This is a genomic window from Vibrio sp. TMPB1044 (assembly GCF_030442075.1).
GTDB classification, from domain to species: domain Bacteria; phylum Pseudomonadota; class Gammaproteobacteria; order Enterobacterales; family Vibrionaceae; genus Vibrio; species Vibrio satsumensis.
This window is the reverse complement of record NZ_JAUJED010000011.1, coordinates 1-26132: the sequence shown is the minus strand read 5'-3', so window position 1 is coordinate 26132 and position 26132 is coordinate 1. Positions and strand designations below refer to the sequence as shown.

Here is a 26132-nt window from a genome sequence, read left to right as displayed (position 1 = left end):
TTTTGCAATAAGGCTTGCGGCTAAATTAAAACCAAAATGGAACGTACAGTCATCAAGAAGTAGTCACAGATGACACATAGGGGAAAAACAGTGAATAAAACACAACTAGTAGAATCAATCGCAGAAAACGCAGACATCTCTAAAGCTTCAGCTGGCCGCGCTCTAGACGCATTCATCGAAGCAGTTGGCACAACGCTACAATCAGGCGACCAAGTTGCACTTGTTGGCTTTGGTACTTTCAGTGTTCGTACTCGTGCTGCTCGTACAGGTCGTAACCCAAAAACTGGTGAAGAGATCCAAATCGCAGAAGCTAAAGTACCTGGCTTCAAGGCGGGTAAAGCACTTAAAGACGCATGTAACTAATTTCTACGGCTGAAACCTCGGTTTTGCGAGGGGAAGGCTGTAAAATGCGTTTACTGTTTGAAAAATGATGTTTCATTCTTAAACAGTATGTGTACAAAGCACATTGAACTTATTTAAATTATGCGCATCCTACTGATGCGCATTTCTTTTTCTGATAATATCGCGTGAATAGATTTTTATTTTGAAGCCAATGCTTCATATCCGGAGAGCACTTAAATTATGATGGATCGATTACGCGAAGGCGTGAATAGCATCGCGGTAAAAATTATCCTTGGGTTGATTATCCTGTCATTCGTATTCGCAGGTGTAGGCAGCTACATCACCGGTGGCGGTAACAACGCAGCAGCTAAAGTTGGCAACACAGAAATTGCTCGTGGTGAGTTCGAACAGGCTTACCAAAACGAACGTAATCGCATGCAGTCTCAACTTGGCGATTACTTCGCTCAAATGCTTGCAGACCCTGCATACGTAGAGTCTTTCCGTAAATCAGTACTTGATCGCATGATCAACGATGTACTGCTTGAGCAGCAAGCTGAGTCTTTAGGCCTACGAATCAGTGATTCTCAAATCCGTACCATGATTCTAGAAATGCCTCAGTTCCAAACAGCTGGTCAATTCGACCAAGAAGTTTACCAATCGGCACTACGTCGTGCAGGTTTTAGCGCAGAGAGCTTCGCTGAATACATGCGTCGTGACCTAATGCGCAACCAGCTTGTGACTGCACTTCAAGGCAGTGAATTCGTTCTTCAAGGCGAAATCGATACTCAGAGCAAGCTTATCGCACAAACTCGTGACATTCGCACGGTGACACTGTCTGTTGCTGACCTAGCAAAAGGCATCGAGTTAACTGACGAGCAAATCGAACAGTACTACCAAGAGAACCCTGCGGCTTATACTCGTCCAGAGCAAGCTAAGGTGTCTTACATTGAGCTTTCTGCTGAAGCGCTTAAGTCTCAGCTTGAAGTAAGCGATGAAGAAGCACAGAAATACTACCAAGAGCACCTAGACAAATACTCAACTGAAGAGCAACGTAAAGTTAGCCACATCCTAGTTCAAGGCGATGACGAAGCGAAAGCTCAGTCAATCCTAGACGAGCTAAATGCAGGCGCTGATTTTACTACGCTAGCGGAAGAGAAATCTGACGACTTCGGTAGTGCAGACGTTGGCGGTGACCTAGGTTGGATTGAGCGCGATGTGATGGACCCAGCATTCGAAGACGCGGCTTTCGCTCTTGAGAATATTGGTGACACGACTGGCCTAGTTAAATCTGATTTCGGCTACCACATCATCAAGCTAGACGAACTAAAAGCGTCTCAAGCTCAGCCTTACACTGAAGTAGCGGCAGAGATTAAGCAAGAGCTTCTAGACCAGCACGCTGTAGACCAGTTCTACGAGCAACAAACTGAGCTAGAAAAAGTAGCGTTTGAATTCCCAGATTCTCTAGATGATTCTGCAGAAGCTATCAATGCGAAGATCACAACAACAGATTTCATCTCTCAAATTGACGCTCCAGAAGTTCTGATGACGCCTGCAGTTATGCAAGCTATCTTGAGCCCTGAAGTGAAAGAAGACGGTCTAAACTCTGAAGTCATCGAAGTGGCTCCTGAGCACGTGATTGTTGTTCGTGTAGAAGAGACTCGCGACGAGACAGTTCTTCCTCTTGAAGAAGTTAAAGATCAAGTTGTGGCTGCACTATCTGCTGTAAAAGCAGAAGAGCAAGCTGTTGAGCTAGGTGTTTCTCTAGTTAACGACCTTAAAGCTGGTAACGAAGCAGTGCTAGCGGACAACAACCTTGAGTTCACAGAGCTTGAAACGATTGACCGTAACTCTCCATTAGCAGCATCTGTATTCGCTCTAGCGAAACCAGAAGCAGGCCAAGCTGTGTTCGGTCAATCTAAAGACCAAGACGGTAACATCGTTGTTGTTGAGCTTTCTAAAGTAACGGCTGAAATTAACCCAGCTTACAGCACTCAAATTGGTGCACAATTGGAGCGAGTTGGCAACCAACAAGATCTAACTAACGTACTAAACGTACTTCGTAAAAACGCAGACGTTGAATATTACGTAGTGGGTCAAGGTCAGTAAGCTCAGGTTAGCTTGAGTTAGCTTAGCTCGGCAGTTAAGCCTGTTTGGTGACTGACTACCGAGAGTCAACATGCGATGGTTGTTGTTTTTGCAAATTAGTTTTATTCGATAAATCAGATTTGTGAGCTAACAAACGAACTGATGAAAACAAGATGTATAACAAAGCGGGTCACTTAGGTGACCCGCTTTATTTTTGTCTGGTGATTGTGTTATCTAGCGCGGCAAATGCATAAGTTACCTTTTTTGAACAAAGGAACCGATTTATGCGCACGATATACTCAACATTACTTCTTTCATTTCTGATGCTTTTAAGCCCTGCCGTGTTTGCAGATAGCCCAACCAAGGCTGAGCTTTACGATGGCATTGAGATTACGGTTAACATCAACACAGCGACAGCAGAGGAGCTATCAGCACTACTGGTTGGTGTGGGTGACAAAAAAGCCCAAGAGATTGTCGACTATAGAGAGCAGAACGGTGCGTTTACAACTGCTGATGACTTGGCGAGTGTGAAAGGGATAGGTGAAGCGACAGTTAAAAAGAACCGCGAAAGAATTCAACTTTGATCCGTTTCTTTATTGGTTAGGTATAAAACGATAGCTATGAAGCCCCCGGCCAGTGCACCTGCTAGGTGGGCTTCAATCGCGACACGAGCGTTAATCAGTTCACCAGTCGTACTAGAAGGGCCAATCAGCTGCTCCCAAGCGACTTTAGTGACTAATCCCAATACTAATAGCCAACTAGATTTCCTGCCGTTTAAAGCCTCTTTGAGCGCGAATAAGCCAAACAACCCATGCAAAGTGCCAGATAGGCCAACATAGATCTGAATACTCGAAAATAACAGAGCGACGCCAGTCGCTAAACTAATCACAAGCAAAGCAGCAACAAGCTGTTTTTTACTCGGTTGAAACAGATAGCTGATGATCCACAAGCCTGCTAGATTCATCAGAAGGTGTGAGTAGTTGGTATGTGAAAAGTTTCCTGTTAGGATTCGCCACCATTGCCCCTCGGCAATCGCATTGCTATCCCAAACGACCCAAGCTTGTATTGGCTCAAGTTGGAATAAGACGCATAAAAGTGAAGTGAAAATTAAAACAGGGTACACATTAAATCCATGTCTCGTTATTGCCCCCAATGCAGCAAGGCTTTGAAAGCTTGTATTTGTCAGTGGATTACACCACTCGAATCGAATGTTGAGCTTATCATTCTTCAGCACCCATCAGAAGAGCATCGTCCGATGGGAACTGCACGTATTCTCTCGTTATCTTTAAGTAATAGCGTGACGTTTGTCGGTGAAGACTTTTCAGACAATGAACAACTCAACGCATTGCTGGCCGATGAACAGTACCAACATGTGATTTTATACCCAAGTGAAAACTCTGTGTCTGTTGAGTCGGCAACATACCCAAGCAAGAAGCTACGTGTGATTTTATTGGATGGGACGTGGAAGAAAGCATTCAAGATGTGGCAAGTGTCGAGTAACTTGCATGCGTTGAACACGGTCCACTTACCAAAAGATCTCAAGGGTAATTATCGAATTCGCAAAGCACCCAGTGAAAACAGCCTTTCAACAGTTGAAGCTGGCTATCATTTGCTTAGCTTGTTAGAGCGTGATGGCGACTTTAGCCCGTTGCTTACGGCATTTGACCAAATGATTCAGTTTCAAATCAATCAAATGCCGCCGGGCGTATTTGAGAGAAACTACTTAGCGTAATCTCACTAATACTTGTCTAAGTTCGCTGAGTCTAAGTACCGCGAGTAAGTCTAGAACTCGGTATGTGCTGAAAACAGCTGTTGGTGCATCTTCTGAGCAAGGTCGTCGGTCATTGATGAAATGTAATCCGCTATCACGCGCATCTTTCTTGATTCATCTTGATGCTGTAGCCATTGCTTCTTGATTGGCAGTGGCAACAAGCGTTCAGGATCCGCACTGAATGCTTCAAACATATCCATGATGATCTGCTGGCCTTTGTATTCGATGACTTGAACCTGAGGCACTTGAATCACGAACTCGCTGACAAAGTGTTTCAATTTATCGAGCGTGCCGTCCATGCTAGGTTCAAGCACCGCATTGTAAGCCAACAGCACACTCTCAAAGCTAGCATCTACTCGCTTGATAGAGATACTGGTCAACAGTGCGTTGACGATTCCACCAATCGCATCTTTTCGACGATACTGTTCACCAGAGAACAGCATCTCTGTAATTGAATCTAGATGTTCACAAATCCAAGGGTCGGCCATCTCTTTCAATTGAGGGTAAGCCGATTCGACCCACTGAGCTTTGGTCACAGACCCAAGCACAATCGCATCTTCTAAATCGTGCACGCCATACGCGATGTCATCAGCAAGCTCCATGATCGAACAATCAAGCGACTTATATTTGGTCTTATTGTGTTCAAGTGGCTCGGTATGCGTTTTTCTTTTCTGTTTTAGAAGCTGTTGGTCGCTGCTTGAAAGCGGCTCCAGTACCCAGTTAAACAGTTCTTCATCATGATCGTAGATGCCTTTTGCTGGCATCCAATCTTTGGCTCGGAGTTGTCGCTGATGCTTAACGGGCTCAGACTGCAATTTAGCTTGAACCTCACTAAGCAGAGAAGGGTACTTAATCAGACCTAACAAAGTGCGTCGAGATAGGTTCATTCCGTGATGTTCAGTGTAAGGCTCTAGCTGTGTGACAATACGAAACGTTTGAGCGTTGCCTTCAAAGCCACCGTGGCCGCGCATCATGTAGTTGAGTGCGACTTCGCCGCCATGTCCGTATGGCGGATGACCTATGTCGTGAGCCAAACACAGTGAATCAATCAAACTGTCTGAGGGTAATAGGTCTCGAAACTCGGGTTGCTTTTTCTTCAGTTGAGCAACGATACCTGTGCCAAGCTGAGCGGCCTCAAGAGAGTGAGTAAGGCGTGTTCGATGAAAGTCATTCACCATGGTGCCATGAATCTGGGTTTTCGCTTGTAAGCGACGAAAAGCAGCAGAGTGAAGCACGCGCGCACGGTCACGTTGATATGGGCTACGGTGATCATCACGTCTTATTTTATGTTCATCGTCATTTCGATGCTGCCATTCTTGTTCGAGTACAAAGGGTGGTTCGAGTAGAGAATTCAAAATAGCACCTATCAAATTGATTTTATTTAGCTAATTAAAAACAACTTATACCCAGCTAGCTTATCTCGTCTAGTGATAATTCAAAGCTTGGCGCAAATGTGGTGAGAAAGTAGTCCATTTCTGGGCTTTTGCGTTGTTCGAGTGTCTCTTCCAGTCGGCGCTTGGCTTGCTCGTATTCATGATTGCCCGCACTGAGCTCTTCCAAGCATTTCAGGTAAGCACAGATGGTGTCGGCCTGCTTGACGATGCTTTGCTCTTCTTTACTCGCTGTTCCAGATATTAAAAATGGGGCGAAGTCATCTCGGAACTCATCTGGCAGCATCGAAAGCAGTCTCTGCTCTGCGGCGGCTTCTATCTTCTTATACTCTTGGGCGATGTCTGGGTTGTAGTATTTGACGGGGGTAGGCAGATCTCCAGTCAGTACCTCACTGGTATCGTGGTACATGCCGAGCAGAGCAATGTGTTCAGGGTTGAGCTGGCCATCAAACTTCTTGTTTTTGATAAGTGCCAAGGCATGGGCCACGAAAGCAACCTGTAGGCTATGTTCTGAGATGTTCTCGCTTGAGACAGATCGCATCAGAGGCCAGCGTTGAATTAGCTTCATACGTGCGAGATGGGCAAAGAAATGGCTCTGTTTCATAATCGTCCTTTCTAAACAATACTCCACTCGTACCTTGTGTTTGCCACAAATTGCACGAGAAAGCGGATACAAAAAAGGCTCCTAAATAGGAGCCTTTTAAGCATAGAAGTGAATGAATACAAGTTAAAGTCTTTTAAAACAGCAAATTGTAGCCATCTCTCGTTGTGTTTATTTAGCGTCGACGAGATCGTCTTGGTTGTAAGTTTGCAAGAAGCGCTCTAGGCGACCAATCGCCACTTCAAGGTCTTCAATGTGTGGCAAAGTCACGATGCGGAAGTGATCCGGTTTCGGCCAGTTGAAGCCCGTACCTTGAACCAACAGCACCTTCTCTTGCTTAAGGAAATCGAGCACAAATTTTTGGTCGTCTTTGATGTTATACATCTTGGTGTCGATCTTAGGGAACAGGTACATTGCGCCTTTCGGTTTCACACAAGAAACGCCAGGGATCTTGTTGATTAGTTCCCATGCACGGTCACGCTGCTCAAGCAGTCGACCGCCTGGAAGAATCAGCTCATTGATACTCTGATAGCCACCGAGTGCGGTTTGGATAGCGTGTTGCATCGGAACGTTGGCGCACAAACGCATTGAGGCCAGCATTTCTAGCCCTTCAACGTAGCCTTTTGCTAGGTGTTTAGGGCCTGTTAAGAACATCCAACCACCACGGAAACCACATACGCGATAAGCTTTAGATAGGCCGTTGAACGTGACCATTAGTACGTCTTCAGCAAGCGTTGCCACTGAAGTGTGTACCGCACCGTCGTACAGTACTTTGTCGTAGATTTCATCGGCGAAGATGATCAAACCGTGCTCACGAGCAATCTCAACCACTTGCAGCAGGAAATCACGGCTGTATACCGCGCCCGTTGGGTTGTTCGGGTTGATAAGAACGATGCCGCGCGTCTTTGGTGAGATCTTCGCACGCATGTCATCTAGATCTGGATACCAATCAGCATCTTCATCACACATGTAGTGAACCGGTGTTCCACCAGAAAGCGCAACAGACGCTGTCCATAGTGGGTAGTCCGGAGCGGGAACTAAGATTTCATCACCATTATCCAGTAGCGCCTGCATAGACATAACGATAAGCTCTGATGCGCCGTTACCAATGTAAACGTCTTCTACATCAAGATTACGTAGGCCTTTTTTCTGGTAGTGCTGAACAACCGCTTTACGGGCTGAATAGATGCCTTTTGAGTCGCAGTAACCTTGAGATGTCGGTAGGTTACGGATTACGTCAACAAGGATTTCATCAGGGGCGTCAAAACCAAATGGGGCGGGGTTACCAATATTAAGCTTCAGTATTTTATGCCCTTCTTCTTCCATGCGCTTAGCATGTTTGAGTACAGGCCCCCTGATTTCGTAGCATACGCTGTTGAGTTTTGACGACATCCCGATATTTTGCATTGCCGATTTCCTGAAATTAATTTAAATACTTTATTAAAGTACCGCAAAATGGCGTTTGATAGAATAAAAATCTGATGAATGTCGCATTTCAGTGTCACGTTTAGCCTTTTTGTTGTCACTCTTTTCTAAATTTTAATTAATAGCTTTGTTGGTTATTGGCTAAGATGAATAAAGGGGCGGGATCGCTTAAAATCACAGGAATGTTGAAAAGATATAGTACATTCTTGATCTAAGTGGGTACTGCCCATAAAGTATCAAACTAATATAATAATAATTTAGATGTGAACGAGGTCGATTTGTCACATTTCCAACAAACTATCTCCGCTTTGATTGAGCGAGTACAAAATGCCCAAGCAAGTGAAGTTCGTTGTGTTGAAGTTCTAACGCAAAAACCATCGTTTGCATTTATTGAATGGCTTCATGCTCAACCGCTCTTTCCTAAGTTCTACTGGCAGTCACGCGACACTCGTGAAGAGGTGGTTGCGCTCGGACAGTTACATACGTTTTCAGATCCTGCACCCGCTTACGCGATTCTTGGTGAAGACCAACGAATCTGGGGTGGACGCTCGTTTGACGGGCACACCGCAAAGAACCGTCGTTGCATGGAGTCGTTTTTCTTCCTTCCTCAGGTTGAATTGATCCGCTTTGACAATACTTGGTCGCTGGCAGTTAACTTGTCCCCTGATCGCGTTTCTTCTATTAATGCTCTGAATAAGCTTTCTGTGGAAGCGGCGATACTGGCTCCCTTGTCTGCTCATATTGAACAGATTAACCACGTTCCAGAAAGAGAACAGTGGGGCGGTTTGGTCGAGAAGGTACTCAAAGGCATCAGTGACGAAGAATATAAGAAAGTGGTTTTAGCGCGTAAAACCACGCTGCAACTTGATGCGCCTATATGTGCGGCTCAACTACTTAAAGCGAGTTATCTGCAAAATCACCACAGCTTCCACTTTATGTTGGTACTGGATTCAAAACACAGCTTTATTGGTTCGACGCCTGAGCGCTTATATAGCCGACATGGCACTGAGCTCGATACAGAAGCACTGGCTGGGACCATTGGTCGTGGCGAGAACGCGACCGAAGATATGGAGCTAGCAAACTGGCTTTCACAAGACAGCAAAAACCTCAACGAGAACCAGTATGTGGTCGACGACATCATTGAGCGTCTCACTCCTCATTCTCAAACGGTCCATGTTGAAAAGGATGCCCGTCTAGTGCGCTTGCGTAAGGTGCAGCATTTGAAGCGCAATATCCATGCTCAGCTTAATAATGGTGTTAATGGTGTGCAGTTACTTGCTGCATTACAGCCAACTGCTGCTGTAGCGGGTTTGCCGCGTAAAGAAGCGATGGATTTTATTCTTGAACACGAACCGTTTGCCCGAGGTTGGTATGCAGGTTCTGTGGGCTATATCAGCCATCAGCGAGCTGAATTCTGCGTAGCGATTCGAAGCGCCTTGATTGTAAATGATCAAGTACAGCTGTTTGCTGGCGCGGGGATCGTGCCGGGATCGGTTGCCGAACATGAGTGGCAAGAATTGAACAAGAAGATGTCTACTTTACTCAGCCTAATTTCTGATCACCCACCACTGGGTGTGGCGTCATGATTCACGACCAAGCCGTATTAAATAGAGTTTGGTGTCACACGTTACTAGAAGAGTTAGCCCGCAGTGGTGTTGAACATGTTTGTGTTGCACCGGGATCTCGCTCAACGCCGTTAACTCTCGAAGCTGAAGCCAACCCCAAGTTAACCTTACACACGCACTTTGATGAGCGTGGTCTTGGATTTTTAGCTTTAGGCTTAGCAAAAGCAAGTGATAAACCCGTTGCGGTGATTGTGACATCAGGAACCGCTGTTGCGAATTTGCTTCCTGCGACGGCTGAATCTGGTTTGACACGAGAGAAACTGATCCTACTGACTTCTGATCGACCAATCGATTTAGTGGATTGCGGCGCTAATCAAGCGATTCAACAACAGGGTATCTTTTCTTCCCATGTTGCAAGTGCTTTAAATCTACCAAGCCCAACCACACAGGTTTCTTTGAATTGGCTCCTAACATCGGTTGATAGCGCGCTTGCGAAACAACGCAATGTTGGCGGTGCGATTCATATTAATTGCCCGTTTCCAGAGCCGCTCTATTCAAAGAACAGTGCTGACATGTATGCTGATTACACTAACAGTGTGGCAAGGTGGATCTCGTCAACAAGCCCGTATTCTAATACTTGTTTACCCAATCATTTGACTGTACAGCCATTAGCGCCGGGCGATTATCTAGCGCGTAAAGGTGCGGTGGTTATTGGCTCTATCGACTACGAAGCCGCAACCAAAGCCAAGCAGTTTGCTTCTGCTCTGGGCTGGCCTATCTTCTGTGACCCTCAATCAGGAGTTAACAGTGATTGGCAACACTATGATTTATGGATGCAAAGTGATGCAGCCAAAGCGAAGCTTAGCCAGTGTGATTTTATTCTTCAGTTTGGCGAGCGTATCGTTTCTAAGCGATTAAACCAATGGGTTAAGTCACAAGCGGCTTTGTTCGATAGCACTCAATATGTTGTCGTTTCACCTGATGCGCACCGTATAAACCAAAACCATCTGCCGCAAACTCATATTGTTGCTAATATCGAGTTATGGATCACCGATCAACACCTGCCAACTTTGTTAGGCAAATATTCGGGTTGGGCGACGCCATTAATCAAGGTTGCAAATACCGTTCAGCAACTCGCACTCGCACAAATATCCAATAATGATCAACTGACAGAGTTGAGTGTTGCAGTTGACTTGTCGTCTAGACTTAAAGACAGAGAGTTGTTTGTGGGAAACAGCTTGATGGTAAGGCTGGTGGATATGCTGTCGTCAATATCTGCGAATCAAGTTTATAGTAATCGTGGTGCATCGGGCATTGATGGCTTGGTGGCAACGGCTGCGGGTGTAGTGAAAGTTAACCAGAACCCTCTGTTGATGTTGATTGGTGATACTTCTCTGCTTTACGACCTCAACTCACTGGCTTTGCTGACTCATAATTTAACGCCGATGGTTATTGTTGTGACTAACAATGATGGTGGTGCGATCTTTGATTTGTTGCCGGTACCTGAGCAACAGAAACAGTCACTTTATCAAATGCCTCATGGTTTCAGTTTTGAATACGCTGCTGCGCAATTCCAGCTTGGATACGCTGCGCCAGAAACCTTGAATGGCTACCAAACCATTATCGAACAACATTTCGAACAGGGTCAGGGTACCTTGATCGTGGAAGTTAAGACACCTCCCGAACAAGCGTCTACTTTGCTGAGACAATTCAGCTCAATGCTCACCGAGGCATTAGCCTAAGGACTTTACATGCTTTACTCCAATTATTACCCAGCTGTACAAGATTCTTCTGACAAACCTTTGCTTGTTTTTTTACATGGTTTACTCGGAAGCGGGGATGATTGGAGTGCATGTCATCCATTCCTCGAGGACTTTCCTCTCCTTTGCATAGATTTACCCGGACATGGACAAAGTCGCTTTATCGATCCAGTAGGGTTTGATCATTGCTGCAAGAAAATTGTCCAGTGCATCACATCTCAACTGGCGCTCAACGATCTTCCTGCCGATTACCCTATCGTAGTGATTGGGTACTCTATGGGCGGAAGGCTTGCAATGTATGGGGTGACAAGCCCTTGCTTTGAGACGCTCAATCTAGAGAAAGTCATCATTGAAGGTGGCAACTTTGGCTTGGAATGTGATGAAGAAAGAGCACAAAGGTTAGTACATGATACGCAGTGGGCTGTTCGCTTTGCACAGCAGTCGATTGAAGATGTTTTAGACGATTGGTATCAACAAAGCGTCTTTTCTTCACTAAATCATGAGCAAAGACAAACTTTGGTCATAAAGCGTAGTGGTAACCTTGGTGTATCCGTAGCAAATATGTTGTTATCTACTTCGTTAGCTAAGCAACCGGATTTACGTGCCACATTGAAATCTCATGAGCATTTATTGCATTATGTATGTGGAAAAAAAGATCGTAAATTCATGGAGCTAGCTGAGAATAGTGGCTTTGAATATAGTCAGGTGGATTACGCGGGTCATAATGTTCATTTTGAGCAACCCGAGCTGTTTTCTAACCTGATAATCCAATGTATCGCCAGTCGTCGTTAATCTGACTGAGCGGTTCTCTCGTATCAAGCACTATCAAAAGCAGAGCAACACCGTCACGACTACTCGTTAGTCGTGGTCTCTAATAGAACAATGGGAATCACCATGGCTAAAACAGTAGGCATCACAGAAGAAGAACTTTACGCGGCAGTTAACTGGAGCGATGAAAGCAGTCAATATGAAGATATTCAGTACCACAAGTCTGACGATGGTATTGCGAAAATCACGATTGCGCGTCCTGAAGTCCACAATGCGTTTCGTCCACAAACCGTAAAAGAGATGATTAATGCACTGGCTGATGCTCGTTACGACGAGAAAGTAGGCGTGATCATTTTGACGGGTCTTGGTGAGAAGGCATTCTGTTCTGGTGGTGACCAAAGTATTCGTGGTGACTACGGCGGCTATCAAGATGACTTAGGTACACACCACCTGAACGTACTTGATTTCCAACGTCAAATTCGTACTTGTCCAAAACCAGTTATCGCAGCGGTCTCGGGTTGGGCAGTAGGCGGCGGTCATGTACTTCACATGATGGCAGACCTTACTATTGCAGCTGAAAACGCCCAGTTCGGTCAGACGGGTCCTAAAGTGGGTTCATTCGATGGCGGTTGGGGTGCTTCTTACATGGCTCGCATTGTTGGCCAGAAGAAAGCGCGCGAAATCTGGTTCCTATGTCGTTTCTACGATGCTCAAGAAGCATTGGATATGGGCCTAGTGAACACCGTTGTTCCTGTCGCTGACCTAGAAAAAGAAACCGTTCGTTGGTGTCGTGAAGTTCTTCAACATAGCCCAATGGCACTGCGTTGCCTGAAAGCTGCACTGAACGCAGACTGTGACGGCCAAGCTGGTCTACAAGAGTTGGCTGGTAACGCAACCATGATGTTCTACATGACAGAGGAAGGCCAAGAAGGCCGCAACGCATTTAACGAAAAACGTCGACCGGACTTCGACAAGTTCCCGCGTAATCCATAGTCTTTCTCCTCTTAAAAATGAGTCGCTAATAGCGGCTCGTTTTGTTTTGATGTTCCTCGTTTTTTAGGAAACTTTATGAACTCAGTGAATTCTCAGCGTCACGCTAAACTCTACCGTTATCAATTACCTATGGATAGTGGAGTGGTTCTTCGTGATAATAAATTGAACGAACGTGTTGGCTATATCATCCAACTTGAGTGTGACGGTAAAACTGGTTTTGGCGAAGTTGCACCTCTGCCGGGCTTCAGTCAAGAAGATGCCGAACAAGCCGGTATTCAGCTCCAACATGAATTAGAGCTTTGGAGTCACAACAACCCTCAAACGCCTTTTAATGAGCTATATCCTTCTGTTGCCTTCGGTTTTTCGATGGCGATGATGGAATTACGAGGCGAACTCAACACAGAAGGTAACTACCAAGCGGCACCTTTGTGTACCGGAGATCCAGATGAACTGATTCCGGTGCTGAATGAGATGGAAGGTGAGAAAGTCGCGAAAGTGAAAGTCGGCCTGTATGAAGCGATTCGTGATGGCATGCTTGTTAGTTTATTTCTTGAATCGATTCCGGATTTGACTCTAAGGCTTGATGCCAACCGTGCGTGGAAGCCAGAAAAAGCGAAGCAGTTCATTAAGTACATTTCGCCGTCACTGCGTCAGCGTATTAGCTTTATTGAAGAACCTTGCCAAAAGCCAGAAGACAGCTTAGCTTTTGCTATTGACCACGGTGTGGCGATTGCTTGGGACGAAACTCTGCAAGAAGCGGTGCGTAACCCTGAATTTGATTTAAGCGACTTAACGGGTGTTAAGGCTGTGGTGATCAAGCCAACCTTGATTGGTTCAGTAGAGCGTTGTGTTGCAATCATTGAGCGTGCGGAGCAGCTTGGTATTAAGCCGGTTCTAAGCTCAAGTATTGAGTCTAGCCTTGGCTTAACTCAGATTGCGCGATTAGCACAGCAGTACTTGCCTAATGAAGTACCGGGACTTGATACGATTGGTTTGTATCAGCAACAGTTAGAAGTTTCATGGCCGGGTTGCCAGCTTCCTGTTGCTACTCTTGAACAGCAGCAACTGATTTGGTCTTCTTAGGCTGATCGTTCGATTGGCTTAGACCGTTTTCAACCTATAACTTGGTTATCTTATGATGCGCCCACAATCTAATCATCACCCGCTTTGGGTACAGTGGGCGCAGCAGAACCCACATCAAACAGCATTCGTTACTCCCAACTGCGCTTATACTTGGCTGCAAGTTGTGGCGTTAGTGAGTGATTACCAACAACAGCTATCAGAACAAGGCCTCTTGGAAGGCGACGTGTTGACCATTGTTGGTAAGAGCCAAGCAGAAGTACTCCCCGTTTATCTAGCGGCACTGAACCTAGGCGTGCTTTGCGCGTTCACTATGCCTCAGCCATCACTTCGCTTAGTACAAAAGCTTGAATCGCTTTATAGGCCGTCGGCTAGGCGTTATCTATGGTTGTTAGAAAGTAGTGGTTTAAATCAATCAGACATTGCTGAACCAAACACTCAGTTACTTACATTGCCTTGCTTGAGTGACTTGAATGTTGATGACAAACCAGCAGCAACGTCAGAACTTTCTTATTTCAATCCTCAAAACCTCGCGAGTATCGTATTTACTTCGGGCTCTACCGGAAACCCGAAAGCGGTGGCTCATACACTTGAGCAGCACCTATGTTCTGCTGCCGGGTTATTGGATGTTTTCCAATTTAAAGGCAGTGATACGTGGCTGCTGAGTTTACCTATGTACCATGTATCTGGTCTGGCAGTTGTTCATCGTTGGCTCGTTGCTGGTGGCTGTATAAAAATAGGTTCTGGTAAGCTTGAATCAGACATTGAAGGTTGTAGCCATGCTTCGTTAGTTGCTACGCAACTGCATAGGTTATTAAAGGGTAAGCAAGCACTTACTTTAACTCATGTGCTGTTAGGTGGGAGCCATATTCCAGAAGCGCTAGGGCTTGAGGCTCAACAAATGGGTATCGAAACATGGCTTGGCTACGGCATGACAGAAGCGGCCTCAACGGTGACGGCAAAGCCTGTTGATGCGAGCAGCACTGCCGGTTTTGTGCTGAATCATCGTCAATTGAAAATTGAAAACCAACGTATCTATATTGGAGGCAATACCCTCGCTTCTGGTTACTACTATCAAGGCACTTTAACTCCATTGGTGGATGATGATGGCTGGTTTGATAGTAAAGATCTTGGTCAATGGAATGGAGAGCAAGTGTCGATTATTGGCAGAGCCGACAATCAGTTTATTTCTGGCGGTGAGAATATTCACTGTGAAGAAATTGAGCGATCACTCAGTCAACTGCCTGAGGTTAAGCAAGCCTTTATCATACCCGTTGAAGACAGTGAATTTGGCTTTAGACCCGTTGCGATTGTTGACTGTGATGAAATGCCAACCAGAGAGTGGTTTGCAGAGCAACTACAAGGAAGCCTAGAGCGGTTTAAATGCCCGATCGAGTACTACCGCATGCCAGAGCAAGAACAACTAGGCATCAAGGTATCGAGAGCGGGATTAGCACAGTGGTTACAAGAGGTTCGCCCTAAATAAAACGAAGCGCAATACACGGTGACTAGTCGTAATTGCGCTTCAGGGGGTTGTGATGGTGGTGAAGCCATCACAAATTCTTATTGTTTTATCTTGTCATCAAAGGTGCCGTGTTAAGCGAGTGCCTTCTTCATTTGTTCTGCGACCTTATCCACTTTTCCTAAGCCAATGATAACTTGCAGTCCACCTTTACCCACCGGAACCACACCTGCCGCTCCCAGTTTCTTCAGTTTGTCACTGTCGGCGATTGATGAGTCTTTTACTGTTAGGCGTAGGCGAGTAATACAGTTATCGACTTCAAGGATATTGTCAGCACCACCAATCGCTTCAATGTAGTTGTTGGTTAGGTTAACTAATGCTTCAGGAGATGCAGTCTCGCTTTCTGCTTCCATTTCCTCACCACGACCCGGAGTGCGTAGGTTGAACTTGATGATAGCGAAGCGGAAAATGCAGTAATAAAGTGCGAAGAACACTACACCTTGAACCAGTAGCATGTACCAGTTAACCGCTAGTGGGTTTTGGCTTGATAGTACTAGGTCAACGAAGCCAGCAGAGAATCCGAAGCCTGCCATCCACTCCATGCTTGCCGCAATGTAAAGCGACAAACCTGTTAACACAGCGTGTAGTAGGAAAAGTACCGGAGCAAGGAACATGAAGCTGAACTCAAGCGGCTCTGTGATACCTGTGAAGAATGAAGCCATAGCCGCCGCAAGCATGATAGCGAATACTTGGTTCTTATTTTTCGCATCAGAACAGTGGTACATCGCCAATGCTGCTGCTGGTAGGCCAAACATCATGATAGGGAAGAAGCCCGCTTGGTACATGCCTGTTTTACCAGGGATACCTGTGCCGTTAGCAATAGATTGCGCGCCGCCCAAGAAGTTTGGAATGTCGTTAATACCAACAACGTCGAACCAGAACACTGGGTACAGTGCGTGGTGCATACCAACTGATAGGAACAAACGGTTGAAGAAACCAAACAGACCGGCACCAACTGCGCCCATGCTTTCTAGCTTTATACCTAGAACGATCAGAGCGTCATAAACAGCTGGCCAGATGTATAGTAGAGCAAAAGAGAGAGCCATACCTGCGATTGAAGTCAGGATAGGAACCAAACGCTTACCACTGAAAAACGCCAAAGCCTGAGGAAGTTCAACGGTTGAGTAGCGGTTGTAGATCTCAGCTGAGATGATACCTACTATGATACCCACAAATTGGTTGCTGATTTTGCCAAATGCTGCTGGCACTTCACTTAGTTCAACATCCATTAATTGAGCGACAGAGCCTGGAGCAAGTAGCGTGGTGACGACGAGGAACATCACAAAACCAGACAATGCGGCTGAGCCGTTTTTATCTCGGCTCAAACCAAATGCGACACCCACCGCGAACAGAACCGCCATGTTGTCGATGATCGCACCACCAGATTTGATCAAGAATGCGGCTAAGATGCTTTCTGAACCCCAGCCAACAGGATCCAGCCAATAGCCGATCCCCATAAGGATTGCTGCAGCTGGCAGTGTGGCTACGGGAACCATTAATGCCTTACCTACTTTTTGCATATACCCGAGTATATTCATATGTGCCCCTAAGTTTGTAATTAATTTTTTTAATGTTTCTGCTCGTCAATGTATGGAGTCAAAGATTGAACGAGGCAGGGTTTTAAGTAACTTCGGCTATTAAAAACTTATTTCTTAATGCAAACAAACGAAACGGGTAGTAGTATGAATTAAAATTTTTAATGCATGAGTTCGTATGGCTAACCATCAATCTTTACTTAGAAATCTTCATACTTTTAATGTTGCTGCAGAGAAAATGAGCTTTACGCTAGCGGCGAAAAAGTTGCATCTGACTCAGGGAGCCGTTAGCCATCGAATCAAAGTGTTAGAAGGTGAACTCGGATTTAACTTGTTTGTGCGAGGGACTCGTAAACTGGAACTGACTGAAGAAGGCCAGCGTTTTCAACGAACGTTATCCAAGTCGTTAAGCTCTATTTTTGGTGAGATCGAAGACATTACCAACACAGACTTGTATGGACAGATCAATATCGGTACTAGTCCTGCATTTGCCAACAGTTGGTTACTGCCAAGATTGGCTGATTTTAAACAGCGATACCCAAAGTTTAATCTCAACATCTTCTCGCAAGAAGAGCAGGATTTTCATCAAAATCATCTCGATGTCGCCATTTACTATGGTGCTGAAGATCTCAAAGACATGCATCGACAGCGCCTGTTTGGTGAAAAGTATATTCCGGTGTGTACACCGAGTTACGCGGCTGAGCACGACATCTTTGATGATGGCTTAGAATCGCTGCACCGGATTAATTTCATTCATGCACTAGGATCAGATGTATGGCAGCGTTGGATTAAACACCATGGCTTGGATGTGAACTTGTTTGAGCAATTTTACTGCGTGAGCCACCGGGATATGGGCGTAAGAAGTGCCCTCAGCAATATCGGTGTCGCGATGGGGCGCTATCATTTTGTTAAGCAGTACATTGAGACTGGTGAGCTCATAACGCCTTATCCGAGTATGGATACTGACAAAGGGTATGACTTAATCTGCCCGTTAGGCACGGAAAAACGTCCTAAGGTAAGAACCTTTATTAAGTGGTTAGAGGGGCAGTTACGCTAGGTTAGTTAATTTAGCAATTAGATAGTTCAAAACAGAATTTATTATCTTTATAACCATCCATCATAATAAGCCATACAAATAACGGATTATAGAATAAGGTCTTATTATGAAAATTGCCCTCATCATTGCGGTTTTACTGCAGATAGGCCAAGCGGTCACTTCGTCAGGGTTGACTCGCTCGTTGGCTGAACTCACCGCATTTGTGTTGGTTGTGGTACTTGTTTTAATGAAAAGAGAGAGCAATAAGAGTGATAAGCCCCTGTTTGAATAGTAGTTTGGTCAATATAGATGACAAATGATAAAGGCAAAGGCCATATGAGCTTTACCTTTTTTTTGTGCTTCGTGATGTTGTTAGAGATTTAACTCCCTAGAAGTTATGCGAGGGTCAACCAAGCTAACGAACCTGTAGAAATCATCACCCACATCGAAATACCAAACATCAATGGCTTCGGCCCAGCCGCTTTCAGTTTCTCTACTGAGATGCCGCAGCCAATCAAGAACAGACACACAACCAACGCACGCTTAGACACGTCAAAGATCCCTTGATACACCATCTCAAACTGTGGCAATAAGTCACTTACCGCGATAGCCGCACAGTAGAAGAAAATGAAGTAGGGAACGGTAATCTTCTTTTGATCGCTTTTGAAGATCATAGCGCTAACCAAAGCAATTGGAATGATCCAAAGTGCACGAGCGAGCTTCAATGTTGTCGCGGTAGTCAGTGCTTCCTCACCATAAGCTGATGCTGCACCAACAACTGAAGAAGTATCATGAATCGCGATTGCTGCCCAGGTACCGAAAGTCTGTTGGCTTAATTCAAGCGCATGGCCAATCATCGGGAACAAGAATAGAGCTACCGAGTTCAACACAAATACAGTGGCTAACGCCAAGCCAATCTGTTCATCGTCTGCTTTGATCGCGGGTGCCACAGCTGCTATCGCACTACCACCACAAATCGCGGTACCAGAAGATATAAGGTAGCCTGTTGTGCGGTCTAGCCCCATTCGTTTAGCCAAGAACCAACCAATGACTAATGTACCAATAATCGTCGTTACAATGAGTCCAATACCATCGCCTGTTACCGCTAGTGCTTTTTCAAACTGAATGCCAAACCCCAAGCCAACAATCGAGTAGGCCAGTAACTTCTTGGTGAGTTTACCGACTTCCAAGTGTTCAGGAACTAAACCTAAACTAGCCAGTAGGAAACCGATAACGAGGGCTGTCGGGGAACTGACCCAGGGCGTTAAGCAAAATAGTGCAGCAAGATAAAACGGAACGGACTTTTTTAGGTTCATTGTATTTAGAGTCTTGTTTTGTAGTGACGTTATTGTAATGAGACCACTATACGTTCAATAAAATGATAAGTAAGTCTAAATGAATTGAACAAACGTTAAGGAAAACTTAACGCTTGTTCAGTTGATATGAATACGGTAAAGGTTATTTAGCGTAAGGTGCCGCGAAGATTGGACACCGACTGTCGAAGAGTTTCACAAGAGGCTTCTTTAGGTGAAATAGGCTCGCCAGCTTCTATCTCTAGTTTAGTCCAGAAGCGAGTGGGTAACCCTTTGCAGGCACGGCCTTTGTAACGGCTAAAGTAACTGCCCCATAATCCTTTGAGAGCCATTGGAATCACAGGGACAGGAGAACGTTTGATGATCAGCTCCATACCACGCATGAACTCAGCCACTTCGCCATCAGAGGTTAGCTTTCCTTCTGGAAAAATACACACGATGTGGCCTTCATGCAGGGCGCGTTCTACTTCTTTAAAAGCATTTCGAATAGAGCTACGGTTGGTTGCGGAGATTGGAATCACCCCAGCTCTTTTCAAGAAACGTCGAATAGGCGGCAACTTGGTGTAATCTTCTTCCATCACAAAGCGGATCAAGCGAGGGCAAACGGCGCTCAGCAATAATGCATCCATATAACTCACATGGTTGCAGATAATCAATGCGCCACCTTTTTCTGGCAGGTGATGTAAGTTCTTATGCTTCACTCGATACATGGTGTGAGTGACTACCCATGTAAAGAAACGGAAAGCGTATATAGGCACCTGGTGAAACAGGTACAGCATAACCAAAGTGTTTCCCAACGCGAGCAACACAAACAGCTGTGGAATTGAAAGCTCTAGAACACTAAGGCAAACAATACCTAAAACTGCGCTTCCCACCATGAACAGTGAATTGTAAATATTGAGCCCTGCAATCACTTGGGCACGCTCATTTGGTTTTGCACGTAATTGCATCAGTGAATACAAAGGAACAATAAAGATACCGCCAGAGATCCCCAGTAGTAGAAGATAAGCAAACAGCGGCCACAGCTCTGAATACATCACGAACTGATGGAAAGAGTTAAAGTTAGGCAAAGACTCTGGAATGGATATCGCCATTAAAAGGCCAAAGATCGAGATACCTAAGCTGCCCATTGGCACGATACCAATTTCAATTCGATGATTAGACAACTTATCGCAAGCCAAAGAGCCAATCGCAATGCCTACCGAGAACAGTGCCAGTAAAAATGCGACTGAGCTTTCTGTGCCGTTTAGGTGCAGTTTGGTGAAGTTTGGAAACTGAGTTAGGTAAGCCGCACCAAGGAACCAAAACCAGCTGATCGACATCAGAGCTTGAAAGGTTGGGCGGTCTTTTTTGGCAATCGCCAGTGTTGCGCGGGTGAGCTTTATAGGTTGCCACTTCACTGTAAGGTCTGGTGCATTGCTTGGCGCTTGTGGGATAAAGCAGCTCGATAGATAGCCAAGCACAGCGAACGAAACAATACACACCGCAGCAATGAGCTTCGCCTCTTCTTCAGACGCAATAATACCGGCACCTAGAGTTCCAATCAGGATCGCTAAGAATGTACCTGTCTCGACGAGCGCATTGCCAGATACCAGTTCTTTCGTTTCTAGTTGTTGTGGAAGCAGGGCGAACTTAACTGGGCCAAAGAAGGCACTTTGTGTTCCCATTAGAAACAGAAGCAGTAGCAGTATTCCGTAACTTTCGTAGATGAAGCCGATCGCCCCCAGTGACATGATCACCACTTCAAGGAGTTTAACTTTGCGAATGAACCAAGATTTTTCGTATTTATCGGCCAAGACTCCGGCCAAAGCAGAAAATAGGAAGAAGGGCAGAATAAAAAGGCCAGCGGCCAAATTTATGAATAAATTACTGGAAATAGGCAGCGTGTCTACGCTAGCGAAAGCAACAAACAGTAACAGGACATTTTTGAATATGTTGTCATTAAAGGCTCCTAGAAATTGAGTAATAAAGTAGGGTAGGAACCTTTTTTGCATTAACAGCGAAGATTGGCTGCTGTTGTTCATTGTCTTTCCTTGGATGATTACCAGTTGGTTAAGTAGTTTGAGACTAGGTTATTGATCAACTCTTTACCATCAATTGGCTCAGCGGCGAAAAACTTATCATCAACGCTAAGTAGAGTAATTCCATGTACTCCAGACCATAATACACGGCTGGCTTTAACGACTTCGCTTTTAGTATGTTCAGGGCCAATCGCTACTAGCAGCTGCTCTAGCATGCCTGTCATTCTATCGATGCGGTTTGATTGCCATTCAGGAAGGTTTTCACCGTTCATGTTGTGCTCAAAGATAAGCTGCCAACGGTGAGGGTGTTTTTGTGCAAAATCGTGGTAGCAGTATGCAAGGTTGAATAGAGCTTGTTGGGGGTTGCTCGATTGTTCAACCGCTGCAGCGGACTCTGACGTCAGTTCATCTAATGTTTGAGCTACAACGTGCAAAAGTAGTAAGTTGTAGTTACCAAATACATTCACCAAGGTGCTTGGTACATAACCAATCATATTGGCAATTTTTCGTAAACTTAACTCGTGATAGGAGTGCTCTTCTAAGAAGTCGGTCACCGTCTTTAAGGTTAGTTGCACTAATTGTTCTCGAGTATGATCGTTTCGTCTTGCCATGAGTAGTTTCTATTAAATGAACATCGTTCAATATTTTAATGCTGCCCCTGAGTGCCGTCAATCCCTTCGCTAGTTTAGTAATCAATTAATAGCCGCAATATTATGATACATGTGTAAACGCCGTGAATATTTCATTGTTCTTTGTTAACGAGTATGATTAAGGTGTCGAAAGATAAAGAACCCTATAAAGGATAATAATGAAACGATTTTTCTCACTAGTCGCGATCCTGTTGGTAACAGTCGCGGTGACGCCAATCGCGGAAGCGAAAAAGTTTGGTGGTGGTAAGTCATTTGGCAAAAGCTTTAAAACGGCTCCAGCACCAAAACAACAAAACACGAATTCGATCCGACAAGATCAAACGGGTAAGAACACAGCAGCTAACTCAAGCAAAAAAGGCCTTATGGGCGGTTTGCTAGGTGGTTTACTTGCTGGTGGTCTTTTAGCTGCATTCTTTGGTGGCGCATTTGAAGGTATCCAGTTTATGGATATTCTGATCATGGGTCTGATTGCGTTCCTAGCGTTTAAGTTCCTACGTGGAATGTTAGGCGCGAAGCAGGGCTCTATGAATCAGCAGAATACACGTGGCCAACAGCCGGCATTCGGCGGCATGGGTCAGAATAAGTTTGAACAGTCTAAGCAACAGCCAAATGTTCATAACTTCGAGCAAGCACAGCCTCAATCACAACCTCATTCACAAAATGGTGCTGGTGGTTTCGGTTTTGGTGCGCAAAGCGATGTTCCACATAACTACCCACCGGGCTTTGATCAAGCGGCATTCATCAATGGCTCTCGTGAGCACTACCGTACACTGCAAGGTGCATGGAACCACAACGAGCTAAACACGATTGAAGAATACGTATCTCCAAGCCTATTTGAAGATCTGAAAGCTGAGCGTAACAAGCTAGATGGTGATCAGCACACAGACGTAATGTACGTTGATGCTGAAATCGTTCGTGCAGACCACGACGGTAGCAAAGCACAGCTAAGCCTTCAGTTTAGTGGTCGCTACCGTGATTCAGCTGAAGGTATAGAAGAAGACATTACTGATATCTGGCATTTAGAGCGTGATCTAACGACCCAAAATGCACCATGGTTAATTGTTGGTATTCAAGGTTAATTCCACGATTTAGTTAAACATCAATATGATGTAGTTAATCGGAATAACACCTAATAATTGAAAGCCCCTACAGAGAAATCTGCAGGGGCTTTTTGTGTTTTTAGGATAGCCAGTAAGTAATGTCCGGGCCCTTAGAACAATGAGTTCCATGGTTTTGCTAGAGATGATTCAAATTTGAGAGGCAGTACTTTGAAAGCGGACATTTGTCCTCAATGCTTTGTGCCATTGCTCCTTATGATTGCTCCAACAAAACAAATAAGGAAACATTATGACTGCACATATTGCTGGCACTGCTGAGGATTTCGCATCTACGGTAATTATGCCGGGTGATCCACTACGAGCGAAATACATTGCTGAAACCTACTTAGAAGACGCAAAGCTCGTGACCGATATTCGCAACATGTTTGGATACACTGGCTATTACAAAGGGCAGCGTATCTCAGTTATGGGGCATGGCATGGGTGTACCATCAATGGTTCTCTACGGCCATGAACTGATTAATGACTTTGGTGTGAAGCGCATTATTCGTATCGGTAGTGTTGGGGCAACGCAGAAAAATGTGATGATGCGTGATGTGATTTTGGCACAAGCCGCCGGTACAGACTCTCCAACTAATGCCAAGCGCAGCAGTGGCTATCACATGGCGACATCGGCAACGTTTGAGCTTTTACATAATGCTTACCTTTCAGCAAAAGAGAAGAATATAGACGTAAAAGTTGGCAACGTGTTCACTGGCGACCTTTATTACGATCCTGATGAAGACCTTATCCCTGCCTTGGAGCGTTTTGGAGTGCTTGGTATCGATATGGAAGTTGCAGGCTTATACGGGCTAGCACAACAATTTGGTATTGAGTCATTAGCGATCCTGACGGTGTCTGATCATTGTATCACGGGTGAGGAGACGACAGCAGAAGAGCGTCAGCTTTCATTCAACAACATGATTGAAATTGCTTTAGAAACGGCAATCAAAGCTTAAGCCTGTGTGGAGGGCTTAACGTTAAGCTCTCCCAAATTAAAACATCTAACCTACGAGCCCTTGGAGTGAACAATGAAAAATAAAATGACACTCACTGCTATCAGTTTCCTCGCTAATTTTGTTATGGCGGGCTTTGCGACACAATTTGGTATGTTGGTCGAGCCAATAGCCAATGCATTTAACGCGAATGTAAATGAAGTAGCATCAATATTTTCTTTATTAAATGGCGGAGCACTTGCCGGAACTATTGCGGCTTTCTTCTTAATTGAAAAAGTCGGTATTAAACGCATGACGGTACTGTGCTACGGCATTATCGCGCTGTCCTCATTAGGCCTTTACATAGCACCTTCGTTATCTATCGTGATGCTATGCATGACTATCATTGGTTTTTGTGGCGGTGTTGGTCTGTGTATCGCTGGTACTATTGTCGTTTCACTATGGAAAGACAAAATTCAGAGCACAATGTTAGTAGTACAAGACGCGACATTTAACATTGCAGGTGTTGTGTTCCCTCTGATTACCACTTACGCACTTACTAATGCTATGAATTGGAGCATCAGTTACTTGAGTGTTGGCGTAGTTGCTTTGGCAACAATGTTTATCGCTTTGCTGACTAACTTCAGCCAGTGTGGTGGTGAAGGCGCAACACAAACTGAATCAAAGTCTGAATGGAACTTTGGCATTATCAGTGGTGGTATCGGATTATTCTTAGGAATGCTTGCCCTTTATACTTTCTTAACTTGGGCTCCAATGTTTGTGAAAGAGAAGTTTGATATTCCATTTGAACAAGCGGGTAACATTATTACTCAGTATTGGTCAGCAGCGTTGGTTGGTGCTTTAGTTTCGACTGTCATTGTGTCGCGCATGAAGATTCAGTATTTCTTATTGACGATTATTACGCTGGCAATGGTGATAACGAGCGTCATTGTAACGACAAACAAACTAGAATGGCTCTCTTACCTGACTTATGGTTACGGGTTTGCTTGCGCCGCACTTTATAATGCTTTCATTGCTTATGGTGTGTCATTTGTTCGCAATGCATCAAGTAAGAATGTTTCTTATATATTGGTTAGTGGCAGTGCTGGTGCAATGTTTAGCCCTGCGATTAGCTCTATGATGGAAAGTATTGTTGGCTTACAAACGGTTATGTATGCCATCCCTGCTATCTATGCTGTTGTGTTGGTGATGCTTATTGCATCTACAAAGTACAAAGCAAGCCAATCAAACTCAAACTGCATAAATAGTTATCGGTTTAAGTGACCCCGAAAAGGTCTGCATTTGCGCAGGCCTTTATTGTTCCGCAAACTTTCTAAGCCCTTCTAGATCAAGAATCCTTAAGCCTTTCTTTTCTTTCGCTATAAAACCTTTGCTCTCAAGCTCTTTCACTGCGCGGCGGTAGACTCTATCAGTTGTAGCAAAACGTTCTGCTTCAAGGTAGTTTTTTTGAAAGCCATCGACGGGTAAGTCATTCAAATATTGATGATAAATGTCGTAGGCAACATTGTAAGTGATCGGATACAGAAGACGCCTTGTTAGGATCTCGACGGTGTCTTGATAGTCAATAGCGATAGCACTGGCGAAATAAAGAGAGAGCTTAGGTTGCTCTAACAAATATTTCTTTAGTTTTTGTGCATCAATGATAGATACGCTGACAGGCTCGATTGGCATAATATCCATCTGGCAGCGGTATCCGGTAAAGAACTCCATCTCTCCGAAAACTTGTTGCTCACACTCGAGGGTACCTAGCAAAAATGTTTTACCGTTTCGAGCCGTCATCCCCATAGAAACCCTTCCTGAATCGACAAGGTATAGGTTCTCTACATGCTCTCCTTGAGTTAATAACTTCTCATTTTCCTGAAATATTCTGCTCGTACAAATACAATCACGAATGGTTTGTTCGATTAGTTGCTTGTCTTCGGTCCACTCAGTTTCGAAGCGACCTTTTCCTAGGGTTTGTAGCTGCATATTTGGTTTTAATTCAGTTGTTGAGATAAGTTTCTTAATTTGGATGATAGATTATCAGAGCGTTGAGCGAGAAAGGTAACGGGTACAGTGAAATATTATACACAGAAACGAAAAAAGCCAACTCAATGAGTTGGCTTTTCGATTTTCCAATTAAGGAGAATATGGTGGAGGGAGACGGATTCGAACCATCGAAGGCAGTGCCGGCAGATTTACAGTCTGCTCCCTTTGGCCACTCGGGAACCCCTCCAGGGTGT

24 protein-coding genes and 1 tRNA gene are annotated in these 26132 nt (G+C 44.9%); 15 read left to right on the top strand and 10 right to left on the bottom strand.

The window, feature by feature from the left end; all coding sequences use genetic code 11:
- Positions 1-69 precede the first annotated feature (69 nt).
- The 3 genes from QQ041_RS06230 (at position 70) to QQ041_RS06220 (ending at position 3011) form a co-directional block, all read left to right on the top strand.
- A complete protein-coding gene (locus tag QQ041_RS06230) occupies positions 70-363 on the top strand; it encodes an HU family DNA-binding protein (protein WP_012604504.1) in 294 nt (97 codons plus the stop codon).
- 219 nt (positions 364-582) lie between these two features.
- The gene (gene ppiD / locus QQ041_RS06225; protein ID WP_285953332.1) at positions 583-2448 is read left to right on the top strand and encodes a peptidylprolyl isomerase; all 1866 of its coding nucleotides are present in this window, start codon (positions 583-585) and stop codon (positions 2446-2448) included.
- 263 nt (positions 2449-2711) lie between these two features.
- Positions 2712-3011 (top strand): ComEA family DNA-binding protein, encoded by a 300-nt coding sequence (locus QQ041_RS06220; protein WP_061019605.1) that lies wholly within the window; start codon positions 2712-2714, stop codon positions 3009-3011.
- On the opposite strand, the gene rrtA is transcribed toward QQ041_RS06220, so the two are convergent.
- The gene (gene rrtA / locus QQ041_RS06215) at positions 3002-3550 is read right to left on the bottom strand and encodes a rhombosortase (RefSeq protein WP_146491717.1); all 549 of its coding nucleotides are present in this window, start codon (positions 3548-3550) and stop codon (positions 3002-3004) included. The two genes, QQ041_RS06220 and rrtA, sit on opposite strands and share 10 nt — an antisense overlap.
- A gap of 9 nt (positions 3551-3559) precedes the next feature.
- Here rrtA and QQ041_RS06210 point away from each other — a divergent pair, with 9 nt between their 5' ends.
- Entirely contained in the window at positions 3560-4159 is a 600-nt protein-coding gene (locus tag QQ041_RS06210) for a tRNA-uridine aminocarboxypropyltransferase (protein WP_285953331.1), read from the top strand.
- A 50-nt stretch (positions 4160-4209) separates the two neighbouring features.
- On the opposite strand, the gene QQ041_RS06205 is transcribed toward QQ041_RS06210, so the two are convergent.
- The 3 genes from QQ041_RS06205 to QQ041_RS06195 all read right to left on the bottom strand — a co-directional run bounded on the left by QQ041_RS06205 (position 4210) and on the right by QQ041_RS06195 (position 7597).
- Complete coding sequence (locus QQ041_RS06205) at positions 4210-5553, bottom strand: anti-phage deoxyguanosine triphosphatase (RefSeq protein WP_285953330.1); 1344 nt, start codon at positions 5551-5553, stop codon at positions 4210-4212.
- Positions 5554-5608: 55 nt separating this feature from the next.
- Positions 5609-6193 carry a 5'-deoxynucleotidase gene (gene yfbR / locus QQ041_RS06200; protein ID WP_285953329.1) on the bottom strand — a complete coding sequence of 195 codons (585 nt, stop codon included), beginning with the start codon at positions 6191-6193 and terminating at the stop codon, positions 5609-5611.
- 168 nt (positions 6194-6361) lie between these two features.
- Positions 6362-7597, bottom strand: coding sequence for a pyridoxal phosphate-dependent aminotransferase (locus QQ041_RS06195; protein ID WP_285953328.1), 1236 nt, complete (start codon positions 7595-7597; stop codon positions 6362-6364).
- A gap of 296 nt (positions 7598-7893) precedes the next feature.
- On the opposite strand from QQ041_RS06195, the gene QQ041_RS06190 reads away from it, so the two are divergent.
- The 6 genes from QQ041_RS06190 (at position 7894) to menE (ending at position 15267) form a co-directional block, all read left to right on the top strand.
- Entirely contained in the window at positions 7894-9201 is a 1308-nt protein-coding gene (locus tag QQ041_RS06190; protein WP_146491721.1) for an isochorismate synthase MenF, read from the top strand.
- Positions 9198-10922, top strand: coding sequence for a 2-succinyl-5-enolpyruvyl-6-hydroxy-3-cyclohexene-1-carboxylic-acid synthase (gene menD, locus QQ041_RS06185; RefSeq protein WP_285953327.1), 1725 nt, complete (start codon positions 9198-9200; stop codon positions 10920-10922). Before QQ041_RS06190 ends, menD begins: the two co-directional genes overlap by 4 nt.
- A 9-nt stretch (positions 10923-10931) precedes the next feature.
- Complete coding sequence (gene menH, locus QQ041_RS06180) at positions 10932-11732, top strand: 2-succinyl-6-hydroxy-2,4-cyclohexadiene-1-carboxylate synthase (protein ID WP_146491723.1); 801 nt, start codon at positions 10932-10934, stop codon at positions 11730-11732.
- A gap of 102 nt (positions 11733-11834) precedes the next feature.
- A complete protein-coding gene (gene menB, locus QQ041_RS06175) occupies positions 11835-12701 on the top strand; it encodes a 1,4-dihydroxy-2-naphthoyl-CoA synthase (protein ID WP_285953326.1) in 867 nt (288 codons plus the stop codon).
- Between the two features lie 75 nt (positions 12702-12776).
- Entirely contained in the window at positions 12777-13784 is a 1008-nt protein-coding gene (gene menC / locus QQ041_RS06170; protein WP_146491724.1) for an o-succinylbenzoate synthase, read from the top strand.
- A gap of 52 nt (positions 13785-13836) precedes the next feature.
- Complete coding sequence (menE, locus tag QQ041_RS06165; protein WP_285953325.1) at positions 13837-15267, top strand: o-succinylbenzoate--CoA ligase; 1431 nt, start codon at positions 13837-13839, stop codon at positions 15265-15267.
- Between the two features lie 110 nt (positions 15268-15377).
- Here the strand turns inward: menE and nagE are convergent, their stop codons facing one another.
- On the bottom strand, positions 15378-16823 hold the full coding sequence (nagE, locus tag QQ041_RS06160; RefSeq protein ID WP_186728077.1) for an N-acetylglucosamine-specific PTS transporter subunit IIBC: 1446 nt from the start codon (positions 16821-16823) through the stop codon (positions 15378-15380).
- Positions 16824-17016: 193 nt separating this feature from the next.
- Here nagE and QQ041_RS06155 point away from each other — a divergent pair, with 193 nt between their 5' ends.
- Together QQ041_RS06155 and QQ041_RS06150 are read left to right on the top strand one after the other, a co-directional pair.
- Positions 17017-17895: a LysR substrate-binding domain-containing protein gene (locus QQ041_RS06155; RefSeq protein WP_146491726.1), complete on the top strand. Its 879-nt coding sequence runs from the start codon at positions 17017-17019 to the stop codon at positions 17893-17895.
- Positions 17896-18001: 106 nt separating this feature from the next.
- Positions 18002-18166, top strand: a complete 165-nt coding sequence (locus QQ041_RS06150; RefSeq protein ID WP_186728075.1) for a hypothetical protein — start codon at positions 18002-18004, stop codon at positions 18164-18166.
- Positions 18167-18269: 103 nt separating this feature from the next.
- On the opposite strand, the gene QQ041_RS06145 is transcribed toward QQ041_RS06150, so the two are convergent.
- The 3 genes from QQ041_RS06145 to QQ041_RS06135 all read right to left on the bottom strand — a co-directional run bounded on the left by QQ041_RS06145 (position 18270) and on the right by QQ041_RS06135 (position 21819).
- Complete coding sequence (locus QQ041_RS06145; RefSeq protein ID WP_285953324.1) at positions 18270-19190, bottom strand: YeiH family protein; 921 nt, start codon at positions 19188-19190, stop codon at positions 18270-18272.
- 146 nt (positions 19191-19336) lie between these two features.
- Positions 19337-21211: an MFS transporter gene (locus QQ041_RS06140; protein WP_285953323.1), complete on the bottom strand. Its 1875-nt coding sequence runs from the start codon at positions 21209-21211 to the stop codon at positions 19337-19339.
- A 17-nt stretch (positions 21212-21228) separates the two neighbouring features.
- A complete protein-coding gene (locus QQ041_RS06135; protein WP_146491729.1) occupies positions 21229-21819 on the bottom strand; it encodes a TetR/AcrR family transcriptional regulator in 591 nt (196 codons plus the stop codon).
- A 197-nt stretch (positions 21820-22016) separates the two neighbouring features.
- Between QQ041_RS06135 and QQ041_RS06130 the strand changes: the two genes are divergently transcribed.
- The 3 genes from QQ041_RS06130 (at position 22017) to tsgA (ending at position 25173) form a co-directional block, all read left to right on the top strand.
- Complete coding sequence (locus QQ041_RS06130; RefSeq protein WP_048668476.1) at positions 22017-22937, top strand: TIM44-like domain-containing protein; 921 nt, start codon at positions 22017-22019, stop codon at positions 22935-22937.
- A gap of 268 nt (positions 22938-23205) precedes the next feature.
- Entirely contained in the window at positions 23206-23913 is a 708-nt protein-coding gene (gene deoD, locus QQ041_RS06125) for a purine-nucleoside phosphorylase (RefSeq protein ID WP_285953322.1), read from the top strand.
- A gap of 72 nt (positions 23914-23985) precedes the next feature.
- On the top strand, positions 23986-25173 hold the full coding sequence (gene tsgA, locus QQ041_RS06120) for an MFS transporter TsgA (protein WP_285953321.1): 1188 nt from the start codon (positions 23986-23988) through the stop codon (positions 25171-25173).
- A gap of 30 nt (positions 25174-25203) precedes the next feature.
- Here tsgA and QQ041_RS06115 read toward each other — a convergent pair whose 3' ends face one another.
- Together QQ041_RS06115 and QQ041_RS06110 are read right to left on the bottom strand one after the other, a co-directional pair.
- Positions 25204-25878: a Crp/Fnr family transcriptional regulator gene (locus QQ041_RS06115; RefSeq protein ID WP_123305447.1), complete on the bottom strand. Its 675-nt coding sequence runs from the start codon at positions 25876-25878 to the stop codon at positions 25204-25206.
- A gap of 162 nt (positions 25879-26040) precedes the next feature.
- Positions 26041-26125 (bottom strand) — tRNA-Tyr (locus tag QQ041_RS06110).
- Positions 26126-26132 lie beyond the last annotated feature (7 nt).

Coding starts and splice junctions, on each gene's coding strand:
- QQ041_RS06230 (WP_012604504.1), top strand. CDS start 70: ATGACACATAGGGGAAAAACAGTGAATAAAACACAACTAGTAGAATCA.
- ppiD (WP_285953332.1), top strand. CDS start 583: ATGATGGATCGATTACGCGAAGGCGTGAATAGCATCGCGGTAAAAATT.
- QQ041_RS06220 (WP_061019605.1), top strand. CDS start 2,712: ATGCGCACGATATACTCAACATTACTTCTTTCATTTCTGATGCTTTTA.
- QQ041_RS06210 (WP_285953331.1), top strand. CDS start 3,560: ATGTCTCGTTATTGCCCCCAATGCAGCAAGGCTTTGAAAGCTTGTATT.
- yfbR (WP_285953329.1), bottom strand. CDS start 6,193: ATGAAACAGAGCCATTTCTTTGCCCATCTCGCACGTATGAAGCTAATT.
- QQ041_RS06195 (WP_285953328.1), bottom strand. CDS start 7,597: ATGCAAAATATCGGGATGTCGTCAAAACTCAACAGCGTATGCTACGAA.
- menD (WP_285953327.1), top strand. CDS start 9,198: ATGATTCACGACCAAGCCGTATTAAATAGAGTTTGGTGTCACACGTTA.
- menH (WP_146491723.1), top strand. CDS start 10,932: ATGCTTTACTCCAATTATTACCCAGCTGTACAAGATTCTTCTGACAAA.
- menB (WP_285953326.1), top strand. CDS start 11,835: ATGGCTAAAACAGTAGGCATCACAGAAGAAGAACTTTACGCGGCAGTT.
- menC (WP_146491724.1), top strand. CDS start 12,777: ATGAACTCAGTGAATTCTCAGCGTCACGCTAAACTCTACCGTTATCAA.
- menE (WP_285953325.1), top strand. CDS start 13,837: ATGATGCGCCCACAATCTAATCATCACCCGCTTTGGGTACAGTGGGCG.
- nagE (WP_186728077.1), bottom strand. CDS start 16,823: ATGCAAAAAGTAGGTAAGGCATTAATGGTTCCCGTAGCCACACTGCCA.
- QQ041_RS06155 (WP_146491726.1), top strand. CDS start 17,017: ATGGCTAACCATCAATCTTTACTTAGAAATCTTCATACTTTTAATGTT.
- QQ041_RS06150 (WP_186728075.1), top strand. CDS start 18,002: ATGAAAATTGCCCTCATCATTGCGGTTTTACTGCAGATAGGCCAAGCG.
- QQ041_RS06145 (WP_285953324.1), bottom strand. CDS start 19,190: ATGAACCTAAAAAAGTCCGTTCCGTTTTATCTTGCTGCACTATTTTGC.
- QQ041_RS06140 (WP_285953323.1), bottom strand. CDS start 21,211: ATGAACAACAGCAGCCAATCTTCGCTGTTAATGCAAAAAAGGTTCCTA.
- QQ041_RS06135 (WP_146491729.1), bottom strand. CDS start 21,819: ATGGCAAGACGAAACGATCATACTCGAGAACAATTAGTGCAACTAACC.
- QQ041_RS06130 (WP_048668476.1), top strand. CDS start 22,017: ATGAAACGATTTTTCTCACTAGTCGCGATCCTGTTGGTAACAGTCGCG.
- deoD (WP_285953322.1), top strand. CDS start 23,206: ATGACTGCACATATTGCTGGCACTGCTGAGGATTTCGCATCTACGGTA.
- tsgA (WP_285953321.1), top strand. CDS start 23,986: ATGAAAAATAAAATGACACTCACTGCTATCAGTTTCCTCGCTAATTTT.
- QQ041_RS06115 (WP_123305447.1), bottom strand. CDS start 25,878: ATGCAGCTACAAACCCTAGGAAAAGGTCGCTTCGAAACTGAGTGGACC.